Origin of the sequence: Maribacter polysaccharolyticus (assembly GCF_028882255.1) — a bacterium.
Lineage (GTDB): Bacteria > Bacteroidota > Bacteroidia > Flavobacteriales > Flavobacteriaceae > Maribacter_A > Maribacter_A polysaccharolyticus.
Map to the genome: position 1 here is coordinate 742,980 of NZ_JARBUY010000003.1, position 14,947 is coordinate 757,926.

Annotated in this window: 14 protein-coding genes; 9 read left to right on the forward strand and 5 right to left on the reverse strand. The window is 44.1% G+C overall.

Annotated elements, in window-relative coordinates:
• Positions 1 to 19: 19 nt before the first annotated feature.
• Together PHU20_RS12655 and PHU20_RS12660 are read left to right on the forward strand one after the other, a co-directional pair.
• Entirely contained in the window at positions 20 to 1,042 is a 1,023-nt protein-coding gene (locus PHU20_RS12655) for a family 43 glycosylhydrolase (RefSeq protein WP_274825742.1), read from the forward strand.
• Positions 1,043 to 1,365: 323 nt separating this feature from the next.
• Positions 1,366 to 2,595, forward strand: a complete 1,230-nt coding sequence (locus PHU20_RS12660) for a saccharopine dehydrogenase family protein (protein ID WP_338040892.1) — start codon at positions 1,366 to 1,368, stop codon at positions 2,593 to 2,595.
• A gap of 255 nt (positions 2,596 to 2,850) precedes the next feature.
• Here PHU20_RS12660 and PHU20_RS12665 read toward each other — a convergent pair whose 3' ends face one another.
• The 3 genes from PHU20_RS12665 to PHU20_RS12675 all read right to left on the reverse strand — a co-directional run bounded on the left by PHU20_RS12665 (position 2,851) and on the right by PHU20_RS12675 (position 4,955).
• Positions 2,851 to 2,979: a hypothetical protein gene (locus PHU20_RS12665; RefSeq protein WP_274825743.1), complete on the reverse strand. Its 129-nt coding sequence runs from the start codon at positions 2,977 to 2,979 to the stop codon at positions 2,851 to 2,853.
• A gap of 446 nt (positions 2,980 to 3,425) precedes the next feature.
• Positions 3,426 to 3,704, reverse strand: coding sequence for a hypothetical protein (locus tag PHU20_RS12670; RefSeq protein ID WP_274825744.1), 279 nt, complete (start codon positions 3,702 to 3,704; stop codon positions 3,426 to 3,428).
• Between the two features lie 15 nt (positions 3,705 to 3,719).
• A complete protein-coding gene (locus tag PHU20_RS12675) occupies positions 3,720 to 4,955 on the reverse strand; it encodes a 3-deoxy-D-manno-octulosonic acid transferase (RefSeq protein WP_274825745.1) in 1,236 nt (411 codons plus the stop codon).
• 82 nt (positions 4,956 to 5,037) lie between these two features.
• On the opposite strand from PHU20_RS12675, the gene PHU20_RS12680 reads away from it, so the two are divergent.
• The 3 genes from PHU20_RS12680 (at position 5,038) to PHU20_RS12690 (ending at position 7,748) form a co-directional block, all read left to right on the forward strand.
• The gene (locus PHU20_RS12680) at positions 5,038 to 6,195 is read left to right on the forward strand and encodes a DegT/DnrJ/EryC1/StrS family aminotransferase (RefSeq protein ID WP_274825746.1); all 1,158 of its coding nucleotides are present in this window, start codon (positions 5,038 to 5,040) and stop codon (positions 6,193 to 6,195) included.
• A gap of 42 nt (positions 6,196 to 6,237) precedes the next feature.
• On the forward strand, positions 6,238 to 7,254 hold the full coding sequence (galE, locus tag PHU20_RS12685; RefSeq protein ID WP_274825747.1) for a UDP-glucose 4-epimerase GalE: 1,017 nt from the start codon (positions 6,238 to 6,240) through the stop codon (positions 7,252 to 7,254).
• A 137-nt stretch (positions 7,255 to 7,391) separates the two neighbouring features.
• A complete protein-coding gene (locus PHU20_RS12690) occupies positions 7,392 to 7,748 on the forward strand; it encodes a hypothetical protein (RefSeq protein WP_274825748.1) in 357 nt (118 codons plus the stop codon).
• Here PHU20_RS12690 and PHU20_RS12695 read toward each other — a convergent pair.
• A complete protein-coding gene (locus tag PHU20_RS12695) occupies positions 7,745 to 8,245 on the reverse strand; it encodes an alpha-ketoglutarate decarboxylase (RefSeq protein WP_274825749.1) in 501 nt (166 codons plus the stop codon). The two genes, PHU20_RS12690 and PHU20_RS12695, sit on opposite strands and share 4 nt — an antisense overlap.
• A gap of 220 nt (positions 8,246 to 8,465) precedes the next feature.
• Here PHU20_RS12695 and PHU20_RS12700 point away from each other — a divergent pair, with 220 nt between their 5' ends.
• Both PHU20_RS12700 and odhB read left to right on the forward strand, forming a co-directional pair.
• Entirely contained in the window at positions 8,466 to 11,270 is a 2,805-nt protein-coding gene (locus PHU20_RS12700) for a 2-oxoglutarate dehydrogenase E1 component (RefSeq protein ID WP_274825750.1), read from the forward strand.
• Between the two features lie 20 nt (positions 11,271 to 11,290).
• On the forward strand, positions 11,291 to 12,511 hold the full coding sequence (gene odhB / locus PHU20_RS12705; protein ID WP_274825751.1) for a 2-oxoglutarate dehydrogenase complex dihydrolipoyllysine-residue succinyltransferase: 1,221 nt from the start codon (positions 11,291 to 11,293) through the stop codon (positions 12,509 to 12,511).
• A 36-nt stretch (positions 12,512 to 12,547) separates the two neighbouring features.
• On the opposite strand, the gene PHU20_RS12710 is transcribed toward odhB, so the two are convergent.
• Positions 12,548 to 13,000: a retropepsin-like aspartic protease family protein gene (locus PHU20_RS12710; protein ID WP_274825752.1), complete on the reverse strand. Its 453-nt coding sequence runs from the start codon at positions 12,998 to 13,000 to the stop codon at positions 12,548 to 12,550.
• Between the two features lie 95 nt (positions 13,001 to 13,095).
• Between PHU20_RS12710 and PHU20_RS12715 the strand changes: the two genes are divergently transcribed.
• Positions 13,096 to 13,863: a TatD family hydrolase gene (locus PHU20_RS12715; RefSeq protein WP_274825753.1), complete on the forward strand. Its 768-nt coding sequence runs from the start codon at positions 13,096 to 13,098 to the stop codon at positions 13,861 to 13,863.
• A 4-nt stretch (positions 13,864 to 13,867) separates the two neighbouring features.
• Complete coding sequence (locus PHU20_RS12720; RefSeq protein WP_274825780.1) at positions 13,868 to 14,896, forward strand: asparaginase; 1,029 nt, start codon at positions 13,868 to 13,870, stop codon at positions 14,894 to 14,896.
• Positions 14,897 to 14,947 lie beyond the last annotated feature (51 nt).

The window sequence follows — 14,947 nt, forward strand, 5'->3', positions numbered from 1 at the left end:
TTATGAAATTTATATGATTATGGGCAATAAAATGAATGGACAAAGGATTCCTTGGGTGGGAATATTGCTGATTTTTTCAATATTCATCAGTGCTTGCGGCCCTAAAAAAAGTGTGGATAAAACAAACAAAAGTAAGGGAGCGGATGCCGTGAAATTCACCTATTCCGAGGTGACCGGAATAGGAAAGGATAGCTTGTACAACCGTCGTGACAATAGCGATATCATCAAAGTCGGCGACACGTACTATGTTTGGTACTCTAGGATGGACAGCCCTGTAACCTCCGGATATTGGGCAACCATCTGGTATGCTACTTCCAAAGATGAGGGCCAATCGTGGCAAGAGCAAGGAATGGCTTTGGGAGTAGGGGAAAAGGGGCAATTCGACAGTCATTCCGTATTCACGCCGAATATCTTGGCCTATGGGGGAAAATATTATCTGTACTATACAGGGGTTAAACCTACACCGGGAAATGCGAATGGGGAGTTTGAAGGTAACCATACTACGGACTTTACAGCGATTGGGTTGGCCGTGTCGGATAGTCCCGATGGCCCTTTTCAAAGAGTTGAAAACAATCCCGTTTTATCCATTAGTGAGGCTCCAACCGATTTTGATAGTTATAGGATCGATGATGCGAGCCTTTTGGTGAAAGAGGGAAAAATATGGTTGTATTACAAAGGCCGGTCCATTGTTCATGGTAAAAAAGGGCCTGGCTTAACGGAAATGGGTGTGGCCTTTGCCGACCATCCCGAAGGCCCTTATGTAAAACACGATGGTTCGCTTTTAGACAAAAGCCACGAAGTTTTGGTTTGGGAAAAAGACGGAGGGGTAGCTTCTTTGGCCTCAATAAGCAACACGATAAATTATGCCAAAGACGGAGTGCATTTTACGGCCCTGGTCGATAGTTTGACGGATATACCCAAAGCACCGGGATTGTATCGTCCTGTTTTGGTAGATCATAAGGCTACGGAAATCCCGGGTTGGGGATTGGCCATGAAAGTCAAAAAAGGGGAAGCCTACTTAGTGCGTTTTCAGATGGAATAAAATAAGCCCATATGTGCAAGTCACTCTTTTTATAGGGGAGTTAGGTATATTATAGTGGCTAGTTTGCGGTAACTTGCATTAAATCGGGTTCTGCCTTTTTGCCACTGATACGCAAGGGGTGAGTCGTTTGTAGGTATAGGGTTTTGAAACACCTGCGGTCTCTCAAAGGAAAGCGAACGGACCTATTGGACAAGAAATGTTCTGGGGTTTCAATATCCGATATAACCTTAATAAAAAAAGCGTATCTTGAAAAAGGTAATAACCGTGATTGGCAACAAGGTATCCTAAAAACCTTTAGCCTATACTTTAAAACCTTGGCATCGATGGTTTGGTGTAAAGGCCACAGTGGGGTCTTAACTTCGTTGAACCACATTACGGAATACCACTTGGTGAAATCCTATATTTTTGGAATGGACAAGCACTGTAACATAATCATTGCAGGAGCCGGAGGAATAGCCGAAGCGGCCGGTCTGCTCCTTATGGAACGGAGTGCGGTACCCCCTACCGTTTTTATTGGAAACCGAACGCTTTCTAAAGCGCAACGCGTGGCCGAATGGATAGAGGAGGGCACTACAAAACCCTGTTCGGTCAAGGCATTTCATCTTCCCGGAAAAGGCATGACCACGGCAATGAAGGAAGTTTTGGAACAAGGCGATGTGCTCCTCGACTGTCTCCCTGGTAGTTTGGCGCCCAGAATGGCCCAATTGGCCAAAGACTTTCATTTGCATTACGCCAATCTGACCGAGTACGTTGCGGAAACCGAAGAAATAAAGGCATTGGCAAATGATGCCACTACGGGATTCGTTCTTCAAACAGGACTTGCACCCGGCTATATCAATATCCTCGCCAATTACCTTTTTCAACAGTTTAGCAGCGATTATGGCGTGGATAAAGTAGACAGGTTGGAGTTGAAGGTAGGTGCGTTGACCGACCATGCCGTTGCCCCACATTATTATGGATTCACCTGGAGTCCGGTTGGGGTGGCTACCGAATACCTCAATGACGCCTTGGTGGTGCGTGGTTTTAAAAAAACCAGGCTTCCTTCATTGTCCGAGAGGGCCATTATCCGTATCGATGGTAAGGCCTATGAAGAGGACTTGACTTCCGGTGGTGCAGCCGATCTTCCGGATGCATTATCCGATAAGGTCAATATGCTCGATTACAAAACCTTGCGATATCCCGGTCATTATGCATGGGTTGCAGCATTGCTTACCGGTATGGGAAATACTCCTGCAGCCATTGAAAAATTACAACAGAAAATGGAAGCGTCGATTCCGCATATAGAGGACGACAAGGTCATTTTATATGCAGCTGTGGAAGGCAAGGACGCAGATGGTACCTTGCGTAGAAGGGAGGTTGCCAAACAGATACTTCCCCAAATAGTGGGAAAACACCGGTTGCGGGCCATACAAATAACGACGGCAGTGCCCTTGCTACAATCTGCCCAATTGTTGTTCGAATCCCAAAGCAGTGGGGTAGTCCTCCAAAGCCAAATAGATCCGAAGCGATTTTTGAACGGAAATTTCATTGTGCCGGTTTATGGTAGACCCTAAGCGCCCCAAAAAAGAGTGTCCTGCGGAATAGCTGAAGAATATTGGTGGATTTTCAAATCGAGCGTTGTCTTTTTAAAGACTGTCGGGAATCCCCATTTTGATTTTCGGTGACAATAAACATATACTCCTAGGGGTAACAAGTTGGTTGTGGATCGGGAGGGGTATGGTATAAAAAAGTCCATCGATTAAAATGGACTTTGTAATACTTTAAAACAATGCGTAGATAATATTTGGGGAAATCACAACTCAATCGTATCATATGATTCCGACGGCGGCCAATAAAAGTCCACCTACAACGGAAAGCAAAATCACGATTAAGACCACTACCATAATACTCAAGAAAAAGTTAAGTACTTTAGTGCCAAAAGGAATTTCCTGCTCCATGATTTAATTTATTTATTACAATTTAAGCATTTGTAGCCTAAATACCGCCTGTTTTCATTGATAATTCGACTAATGGGTTGTTGCTTAGTATGTTTCTCGGATGTATTGCCGAATTATTCGTTGAAAGACCCAGCCTTGGTTTTACGGGTTTATACTGCATCCGCTCAGTTTATCGCGAGGGGCTCCCAAAGATATGCCCATGGTTTCGGGTATCTTGAAAAGTACCAACCACTGCTGTGGTACCATTATGCTTGGGAAAAGGACGCATGTGGGCCAAGGGTTGTCAAAGTGTCGATACGCAAACAACCAATAGGTTCCGGTACCTTAAGACGGGCTATAGATGCTCATTTTGTTCGGGAATATTTTCGATAACAACACCCATATTACCCCCTCTTGCGCGATGGTATGCGAGGCGATGAAAGCCATGGCGCATGTTAGTGGCGCTGCTAGCTTGCCCTATTGTAAAAACCCATCATGGCCATCTTGGGTTTTAGGGTGTCCAGGTCTTTGGAGTGCTTTCTTCTTTTCAAGATACTGTCCTTGGGATTTTTGTCAGGAATCCGGGAATCCTTTTCAGGGGCCGACTCCGGATTTTCGTGTTCGTCGGCTGAAGGGGTGTTTTGTTCTTTGGGGGTATCGTCTTTTCGGTTTTGTAGGTGTCTACAGGAAACATACAATCCGCAAAACAATACCATAAGTGTAATAATTTGGGGAATTCTCATCATGGTCCATTGTTCGTGTCATAATAATGTACGAACATAGGCCATGATTTGGATGCTTGCCCCTATGTGGGATCCAACAAAATTCCCGTTGATCTCCCCGGTTTGTTTTGAATATTCGGGTTGCTTTAGCAATTGGGTCATGGTGTTGTTGAACTGCTGGTTGCTTTCGACCACGATAATACCTTTTTTCCGTACCAAGGTTTCAGCTTCCTTAAAGCCGGAGTAATCGGGACCAATGATAATGGGGATGCCATAAACTGCGGGCTCCAGGGTATTGTGCAATCCGGTGCCAAATGCACCACCTACATAAGCAATGTCGGCATAGCTGTATATTTTGGTCAAAAGACCTATGGTATCGATGATGAGTACCTCGAATTGCTTTGGGTCATTTTGGTCCAATTCGGAATACAGCAGTGTTTTTTTAGCGATTGAATTCTTTAAGGAAACAATATGCTCGGGTTTTATATTGTGGGGGGCGAGTACGAATTTTATGGGGTCACGTGATTCATTGATGAACGGGAGCATAATGTCTTCATCCGCTGGCCAAGTACTTCCGGCCACGTAACATAGGGAGGCCCCTTTGAATTCTTCCATAAAGGGTAGGCTGTTGTCTTGTTCAAGGATTTCCGCAACCCGATCAAAACGCGTATCCCCACTGATCGTGGTGTTTGTTAGCTGTATATGCTTTAATAATCCAACCGATTTTCCATCCTGCACAAAAAAATGGGTGAATGTTCGTAAGGCCTTCCGCATAAGGCCGCCGTACCATTTGAAAAACACCTGTTCCTCCCTGAAAATGGCGGAAATCAATAATGTCGGTATGCCTTTTTTTCTAAGGATATTTAAGTAATTGGGCCATATCTCATATTTAACGAATATCGCTAGCTTGGGGTCTATCCGGTCGATAAACCGTTTGGCATTTGCCAATGTATCGATCGGCAGGTATACCACGGCGTCTGCTACAGGGGTGTTTTTCTTGACCTCATAGCCCGAAGGTGAAAAAAAACTGATGACTATTTTGTAGGAAGGATATTCCGATTTGATCTTCTCTATTACGGGAAGGCCTTGTTCAAACTCCCCCAAAGAGGCCACATGGACCCAAATAACCGAATCGCCTTTTTGAATGGAAGTGTCCAAAATCGAAAAGGTTTTCTTTCTGCCATCGACAAATAGCTTGATTTTGGGCTGAAATATAGCCGTTGTTTTTAACAGAAACCATGAGAAATATGCAATGGCATTATAGATATAGTTCACTGGGGTATGGTTTGTGGCTAAAATACGGTTCTTTCGAGAATTGTTCCTTATTTTTGTACCATTACTATGCTAAAACTTGCAGATGCGAAAAATACAAATGGTAGACCTTAATGGTCAATACCAATCCATCAAAGAGCAGATAAATTCATCTATTGCGAATATTTTAGAGACTTCTGCCTATGTCAACGGACCGGAAGTACATGCTTTTCAAAAAGAATTGGAAGAATATTTAGGGGTAAAACATGTAATACCATGTGCCAATGGCACGGATGCATTGCAAATTGCCATGATGGGTTTAGGTTTGCAACCCGGTGATGAGGTCATTACCGCCGATTTTACTTTTGCGGCAACCGTGGAGGTCATTGCCTTATTGCAATTGACCCCGGTCTTGGTCGATGTTGATCGGGATACCTTCAATATTGATATCGAGGCCGTTGAAAGGGCCATAACCCCAAAGACCAAAGCCATTGTGCCGGTCCACCTGTTTGGTCAGTGTGCCAATATGGATGCCATAATGGCCTTAGCCAAAAAACACGATTTATTCGTGATTGAGGATAATGCCCAGGCAATCGGAGCCTATTACAAAGGAGGCGATGGTTCAAAACAAAAAGCGGGAACCATTGGCCATGTAGGGGCTACTTCCTTCTTTCCTTCCAAAAATTTAGGATGTTACGGTGATGGAGGGGCTATTTTCACCAATGACGATGACCTGGCACATACCATTCGAGGGATTGTGAACCACGGGATGTATGAAAGATACCATCATGATGTGGTTGGCGTCAATTCGCGATTGGATTCCATTCAAGCCGCTGTGCTAAGGGCGAAATTACCCCTTTTGGACAGTTATTGTGAAGCCCGTAGAAAAGCTGCGAGGGCCTATTCAAAAGCGTTTGACGGACAGGAAAATATCATTGTCCCGGTAACGGTGAACAATTGTGGGGAGATTTGTGACACTTGCGATTGTCATGTCTTTCATCAGTATACCTTACGTATTACCAATGGGAAAAGGGATACCCTTGTCGCCCATTTGGGTGAAAATCAAATTCCGTGTGGGGTGTATTACCCCATACCGTTGCATAAACAAAAGGCTTATGCCGATTCCAGGTATGATGAAGCCGATTTTCCGGTTACGAATCAACTGGTGAAGGAAGTAATATCACTTCCCATGCATACGGAGTTGGATGAGGAACAAATAGATTTTATTACCCAAACGGTAATTCGATTTGTAAATGGCGAATAATTACGCTTTTTTTGAATTGAAATTATAAATAGACTAGGTCAAATGAAAGTATTGGTTACAGGTGGGTTGGGGTTTATAGGTTCCCATACCGTGGTAGAATTGCAAAACGAAGGGTATGAAGTCGTGATTATCGATGATTGCTCCAATTCCTCTGAAAATGTCCTGGATGGGATAAAGGCGATAACCGGAAAAAAACCAATATTCGAAAAAATCGATCTAAAGGAAAAATCAAAAGTCGAGGATTTTTTCAAGAGACATCCCGACGTGGAAGGGGTCATACACTTTGCGGCTTCAAAGGCCGTTGGTGAAAGTGTCGAAAAACCTTTGTTGTATTATGAAAACAACATTGGGACCCTTGTTTATATGTTGAAGGAATTGTCAAGGAAATCGGAATCCAGTTTTATTTTCAGTTCAAGTTGTACCGTATACGGCCAAGCCGATACCATGCCCATTACCGAGAACGCGCCGGTAAAGGCAGCGGAATCGCCCTATGGCAATACCAAACAGATCGGGGAGGAGATTATCCGCGATACCTGTAAAGTAGTCCCGGGTTTAAATGCAATTGCCTTGCGTTATTTTAACCCTATGGGGGCCCATCCCAGTTCGGAGATTGGGGAATTGCCCATTGGGGTGCCACAAAACCTAGTGCCTTTCATTACCCAGACAGGGGTAGGGTTGCGAGAGCAGTTAGCTGTTTTTGGCGATGATTATCCGACTTCCGACGGTACCTGTATCCGTGATTATATTTACGTGGTCGATTTGGCAAAAGCCCATGTGGTTGCCCTTCAGCGTTTATTGGCCAAAAAGAACAAGGCGAACTATGAGGTATTTAATGTGGGAACGGGTAAAGGCAGTACGGTACTTGAGGTAATCAAAAGTTTTGAGAAGGTATCGGGTAAGAAACTCAATTACAAAATCGTAGACCGAAGACCCGGGGATATCACTTCTGCCTATGCCGATACTACCCTCGCCAATGACGAACTGGGATGGAAGGCACAATATACCCTCGACGATGCCATGAAGTCCGCGTGGGACTGGGAACGAAAGATCAGGGGCTGATATCCGGTCCGTGAAGCACATGGCCCATGTCTGAAAGTGTATGGATCTGTTCTTGCTTATTGAAAGTGAAACGGAAAAACTAGGATTAAAAAGGGGTAGGGATAAACCAAGAACGGTTTTTAAAACGTATTTAGTTTATGGCACCTGACTTTGAAAATGGCTATGGGCTTCTGGCGAATGCCAAAGCGACAAACCTATATGGCAAACTGGTACTTCAGATCAAGAAGGATTTCGCGCTCTCCAATATTCCGATAGATCTTGCCAGTGATGTGACGGCCGAAAAATTATGGACCTTCCTACATGAAAAGGTTTATTTTCTGATCATGGAAAAATTCCCCGACTATCTGAACCTGCTTTATGTGGTCGACGTTCCCGAAAAGGCGTTTAAAGGGATACAGGTCACCGATGCGGTGGAGGTTGCCGAACAGGTCTCTTTGTTGATCCTAAAAAGGGAGTACCGCAAAGTTCGGTTTAAAGAAAAATATTCCTCTTAAAAATATACGCGGACAAAAGGCATTAACGCATTGGCATGGATGCTTTTGTCGTCATCGTATAAAACATCGTAACGAAGCCCGAAAGTTATGTTTTGATTGCTATAGCCGATGCCAAGAAAAAGTGCGGGTGACCAATAGTTTTCTTCCCGGTTGCTACCTTCAAGGGCATAGGTCCTGTTGATCCTCATTTGTTCCAATTCACCTGAAAACTGAATGTTGGGAATAGGGTTGTACAAGGACAATATACTGCCCCCGTAGGCCAATAGGGTGTCGTCATTGAATTTCGCATAGTTGAAGCCAATACCCGCTCCTGTGGCGAAGCGGTCATTGAGCCGATAAATGGCGCTGGGGGATAGGGAGCCATTAAAGCCCCCATTGGTAAAACCGATTCCCATACCGCCCCCAAAACGGACATTGCTCCAAAAATCACCGGGGGTGTTTTGGCTTAGGCAGGAAAATCCGATAAGCAAAACCAACGTCAAAATTTTATGTTTCATATTGTAATTATTTTTGTTGATCATTCTAACAGATCTTGATTTTAGAATAATATTACCAATGAAAAGATAGGCTTGGATAAGTGAAATATCGTATTTTTGATTAGTGGTTCGGTTGGATTGCGGAATAAAGTTTACAAAATATTTTTTTCAAACAAAATTAAAAAGAGTTAATCTCGTCAACTGACGGGATTTGTTTCTTATACTAAGTTAGCTTAAATACATGGATAAATATTCCTTTTTAAATGCGGCGCATACTTCATATTTTGCTGAGGTATACGACAAATATTTGACGGATCCGGATAGTGTTGAGCCAAGTTGGAGGGCATTTTTCCAAGGTTTCGATTTTGGGATGGAAAGTTCTTCAGAGGTTGCCTCGGTCACTTCCCAGCCGCAAACCGGGGCGTTGTCTTCGGTGGGGGATGGGCAGGTGAAAGAGCATATGCTAAAGGAATTTAAGGTGGTTCGTTTGATCAATGGGTATCGTACCCGTGGACATCTCTTTACAAAGACCAATCCGGTACGTAAACGTAGGACCTATGTCCCGACATTGGACTTGGAGAACTTTGGCTTGAGCGATGCGGACCTGGAAACGGTTTTTACCGCAGGTGAAGTAGTGGGTTTGGGTCCCAATACCTTACGAGAGATCGTAGGACATTTGCAAAGGATCTATTGTGATTCCATAGGGGTCGAATACATTTATATACGTAAGCCTGAATTTGTCGATTGGATCCAAGGTTGGATAAACGTTAACGATAACCATCCGGAATTCAGTGTTGAACAGAAAAAACATATCCTCAAAAAACTCAATCAAGCCGTTTCTTTTGAAAGCTTTCTCCATACCAAATACGTGGGGCAGAAAAGGTTTTCATTGGAAGGGAACGAATCCCTGATCCCGGCCTTGGACGCCATCGTGGAACGTGCGGCCGAAATGGGGGTAGAGCAGTTTGTTATGGGGATGGCCCATAGGGGAAGGCTCAATGTGTTGACCAATATCTTCGGTAAATCTGCCAAGGACATTTTCAGTGAGTTCGATGGTAAGGATTACGAGCAAGAGATTTTTGACGGGGATGTGAAGTATCACTTGGGATGGACCTCCGATAGAAAATCCGATAACGGGAATAAGATTAAAATGAATATTGCCCCCAACCCTTCACATCTGGAAACCGTAGGTCCTGTCGTTGAAGGTATCGTAAGGGCAAAGCAAGATGGGTATTATAAAGATGATTTTTCCAAGGTCTTGCCGATAATAGTACATGGTGATGCGGCCATTGCCGGTCAGGGTGTGGTCTATGAAGTGGTGCAAATGGCAAAACTTGACGGGTATAAAACCAATGGTACCATTCATATCGTGGTCAATAACCAAATTGGTTTTACCACGAATTATCTTGATGCAAGAACGTCTACCTATTGTACCGATGTCGGTAAGGTCACATTAAGTCCGGTGATGCATGTAAACGCCGATGATCCCGAGGCAGTCTGCCATGCGGCTTTGTTCGCTTTGGAATACCGAATGCGCTTCGATTCCGATGTCTTCATCGATTTATTGGGCTATAGGAAGTACGGCCATAATGAAGGGGATGAACCAAGGTTTACCCAGCCCAAACTATATAGGGCAATCGCCAAACATAAAAATCCCCGCGATATATATGCGGAAAAATTAATAGCTGAAGGGGTTATAGAAGAAGGGTATGTCAGGAAATTGGAAGAGCAATACAAAGCTTCCTTGGAAGAGGAACTTGAAGATTCCAGAAAAGAGGACAAGACGATCATAACCCCATTCATGGCCGATGAATGGAAGGATTTCATATCCGTCCGGGAATGGGAAATGATGGAGGTGATCGATACCACTTATGATAAGGATAAGCTGTCCAAATTGGCCAAAGTACTTACGGAGCTGCCTAAGGATAAGAAGTTTTTGAGAAAAACCGTCAAATTGGTTGCCGACCGAAATAAAATGTTCTTTGAAACCGATAAACTCGACTGGGCCATGGGCGAATTATTGGCTTTTGGTTCCCTGTTGGAAGAAGGTTATGGGGTGCGAATGTCGGGTCAGGATGTTGAAAGGGGTACCTTCTCACATAGGCATGCGGTAATAAAAGTAGAGGATAGTGAAGAGGAAATCCTGTTATTGAACCATATCTCTGAAAACCAAGGGGATTTTTACATCTATAATTCCCTGCTTTCCGAATATGCCGTGGTAGGTTTCGATTACGGGTATGCCATGGCAAGTCCGAATACATTGACCATCTGGGAGGCGCAGTTCGGGGATTTCAGCAATGGGGCCCAGATTATGATCGATCAGTATATATCCGCAGCGGAAGATAAATGGAAGTTGCAGAACGGTTTGGTCATGTTATTGCCACATGGTTATGAAGGTCAAGGGGCAGAGCATTCGTCGGCGCGTATGGAGCGGTATCTGCAGTTGTGCGCACGTGATAATATGTATATTGCGGATGTGACCACCCCAGCGCAGATGTTCCATATCCTAAGACGCCAAATGAAGGCTGATTTCAGAAAACCTTTGATCATCTTTACGCCCAAGAGTTTGTTGCGGCACCCTAAGGCCGTATCCTCGGTAGATGAATTTACCTCAGGAAGGTTTATGGAGGTTTTGGATGATGACTCGGCAAACGTCGAAAAAGTCAAGTCATTGGTATTCTGTACCGGAAAATTCTATTATGATCTCTTGGCAGAAAGGGATAAATTGAAACGTGATGATGTGGCCTTGGTAAGGATCGAACAGTTATTTCCGTTACCGGTTGATCAAATAGACGCTATCTTAGCGAAATACAGTAATGCGGAAGATGTGGTTTGGGCACAGGAAGAACCACGGAATATGGGGGCATGGAGCCACTTGATGATGCATTATGACAAGGCAGGCGATTTTAGGGTGGCATCCCGAAGATTTTATGCCTCACCCGCAGCAGGAAGCGCGGTACGTTCCAAAAACAGGCACCAACAGGTACTTGATTTTGTTTTTGATAAGAGCAAGGATAATATGACAAGATCTAAATTAAAGAAATAAAACATCTAATTATTTAAATAATGATTTTAGAAATGAAAGTCCCCTCCCCGGGAGAATCGATTACCGAGGTTGAGATTGCGGAATGGTTGGTTGAGGATGGCGATTATGTTGAAAAAGACCAAGCCATTGCGGAAGTCGATTCCGATAAAGCGACATTGGAACTCCCCGCTGAACAAAGTGGTATTATCACGTTGAAAGCGGAAGTTGGTGATGCGGTTGCGGTTGGAGCCGTGGTTTGTTTGATCGATACTTCGGCAGCGAAGCCCGAAGGGTCGGATTCAAAAAGTGACGAACCCGAAGCTGCCAAACCCGAAACGGCGGCCCCTGCACCCAAAAAGGAGGAGAAAAAGGCGGAAACTTATGCTACGGGAACGGCTTCCCCAGCGGCCAAAAAGATATTGGCGGAAAAGAACATCGATGTTGCCGATGTCAAAGGTACTGGGAAAGACGGTAGGATTACCAAAGAAGATGCTGTAAAAGCAGTACCTTCCATGGGTACGGTACCCAATTGGGGGAGTCGTGGTGAAACACGTTCGAAACTTTCGATGCTAAGAAGAAAAGTTGCCGAGCGATTGGTTTCGGCCAAGAATGAAACGGCGATGCTGACCACTTTCAATGAAGTGGATATGTCACCTATTTTTGAGCTGCGAAATAAATATAAGGAGGATTTTAAGGCGAAACATGGGGTCGGACTCGGTTTTATGTCCTTCTTTACGAAGGCTGTGGTCAGGGCACTCGATTTGTTTCCTGCGGTAAATTCCATGATCGATGGCAAAGAGATGATTTCCTATGATTTCGCCGATATAAGTATTGCGGTTTCCGGTCCTAAAGGATTAATGGTTCCAGTGATACGCAATGCGGAAAAACTCACCTTTAGGGGGGTTGAGGCAGAGGTGAAACGCTTGGCCATCCGGGCACGGGAAGGAGAGATCACCGTAGATGAAATGACCGGAGGTACCTTCACCATTACCAATGGGGGGGTGTTTGGGTCCATGTTGTCGACTCCGATCATCAATCCACCTCAAAGTGCGATTTTAGGAATGCATAATATTGTGGAAAGGCCTATCGTAAGAAATGGGGAGATCGTGGTCGCGCCTATTATGTATGTGGCCCTTTCCTATGACCATAGGATCATTGATGGCAAAGAATCCGTTGGTTTTTTAGTGGCCGTAAAAGAGGCTTTGGAAAACCCGGAAGAACTTTTAATGCACAATAATGTGACAAAGGCCTTGGAGATGTAATTCAAGGTTCATTGCAACGCAAAAAAAAGGCCCGGATCAATCCGGGTCTTTTTGTTTTAGGTATACCCGGGATTTTTGGTAGTCGATTATCGCTTTTCCCTTTTTGAGGACATCGGCACCAATGATACCATCAACGGGCAATGCCTTGTGGGTGGTCAACGCTTCGTTGACATGGGTAAGGTCGAATAGGACGATTTTCTGTTTTTTTCGGTTCCATTTTCCGATTCGAATATGGTTTTTTGTCGATATCATCGTTTCCATATTCGTGGCTCCGGCCCCAGCGGCCCTTATTTTCGATTCTTTGGTGGTTAAATTGAAAAAATCGATCTTATCCAGGCCGATACAGGTATTCGACGCCCCGGTATCGAGTATGAAATGTCCCTTGATTCCGTTGATTTTGGCGACCACCTCAAAATGATTGGTGGCGGTATAGACCAAGGGAACTTGTATATAGTTTTTCTTCCGTAAAAACTTTTTGAGGCTCGACATGTATTTTTTTGATAAAGATAGGGCTATTTTTGTTCCATGGACCTGGTCTGGATATGTCCGATGGAAAGGAAAGGCCAAAAGAAAAAATACACCAAATGATATTTACCGATACACATACGCACCTTTATAGCGAGGCTTTTGATGGGGATAGGGATGAGGTCATCCAAAATGCCCTTCAGAAAGGGATAAAGCGTTTTTTTATCCCGGCAATAGACTCGACATATACCGAGGCAATGTTCGCTTTGGAAGCGGCTTATCCCGGGCATATGTTCTTAATGGCCGGACTTCATCCAACCCATGTTAAGGAAAATTATAAGGAAGAGTTGGGGCATGTGGAAAAGCTTTTGGCGCAACGGAAGTTTTATGCGGTAGGGGAAATAGGCATCGATTTGTATTGGGATAAAAGTTTTTTAAAAGAGCAACAGGAAGCTTTTCGCCATCAAATCCGATTGGCCAAGAAATATCACCTCCCTATAGTGATCCATTGTCGGGATGCTTTTGATGAAATCTTCGAGATTCTTGAAGAGGAAAAAGGCAACGGTCTATATGGTATTTTCCATTGTTTTACCGGCAGCTTGGAACAAGCCGAAAAGGCAATCTCCTATAATATGAAATTGGGGATAGGTGGGGTAGTGACATTTAAAAATGGTAAGATAGATACCTTTTTGGGGCAGGTGGATATAAAGCATATCGTACTCGAAACCGATGCGCCCTATTTGGCGCCCGTACCGTATCGGGGAAAGCGGAATGAAAGCGCTTATTTGATCGATGTTGCAGATAAACTGGCCGATATTTATGGCGTGGATACCCAAGAGTTGTCAAGGGTAACCACAAAAAATTCAATCGATGTATTCGGAATTTAAGGCGATGGGTCACAAACAACGTATTTTACTTATATATACCGGGGGTACCATCGGTATGGTCAAGGATTACGACTCCGGTTCGCTCAAGGCTTTTGATTTTAAGACCTTAAAGAGCAATATCCCCGAATTGAACCAATTGGATTGCGTCATCGAAAGCGTTTCGTTCGAAAACCCTATAGACTCCTCGAATATGAACCCGGTCCATTGGGTGGCCATCGCCGGGTTGATCGAGGAAAACTATCCGGATTTTGATGGGTTCGTGGTTTTGCACGGTAGTGATACGATGAGCTATACGGCCTCGGCCTTAAGTTTTATGTTGGAAAACTTGGGTAAACCGGTGATATTTACGGGTTCCCAATTGCCGATCGGGGATTTGAGGACCGATGCAAAGGAAAACCTGATTACCTCGATCCAGATAGCGGCATTGCAAGGCAAGGCAGGACCGGTAATTCAAGAAGTCGGGCTCTATTTTGAGTACAAATTATATCGGGCCAATAGGACCACAAAAATAAATGCCGAGCATTTTCAGGCCTTCAGTTCGCCAAATTATCCGCCTTTGGCGGAATCCGGTGTGCACCTCAAGGTGTATGACGAGTATCTTTTAAAGCCAAGGAAATCCAAAAAATTGAAGGTGCATAAAGTGCTGAATACCGATGTCGCCATTTTGAAAATGTTCCCGGGATTGAACGAATCGGTGGTAAAAAGTATACTCAGTACCCCAAATTTGAAAGCGTTGATTTTGGAAACTTATGGTGCCGGCAATGCCCCGACCGAGGAATGGTTGTTAAAATGTTTAAAAAATGCGATCGATCGCAATATCCATATTGTAAATGTCACGCAATGCCCTGGCGGCAGTGTCATCATGGGACGCTATGAAACCAGTAGGGCACTGGTTCGAATGCAAGTTATTAGTGGTAAGGATATTACAACAGAGGCCGCTATAACGAAGCTCATGTACATGTTGGGGGACAATGTTTCCCCGAAGTTGTTCAAAACTATTTTCGAAACATCTTTGCGTGGGGAATTGCAATAAAAATAACATTTTAAATTTCTTTACTTGATTATTTTTTCGTTAATTGGCCCA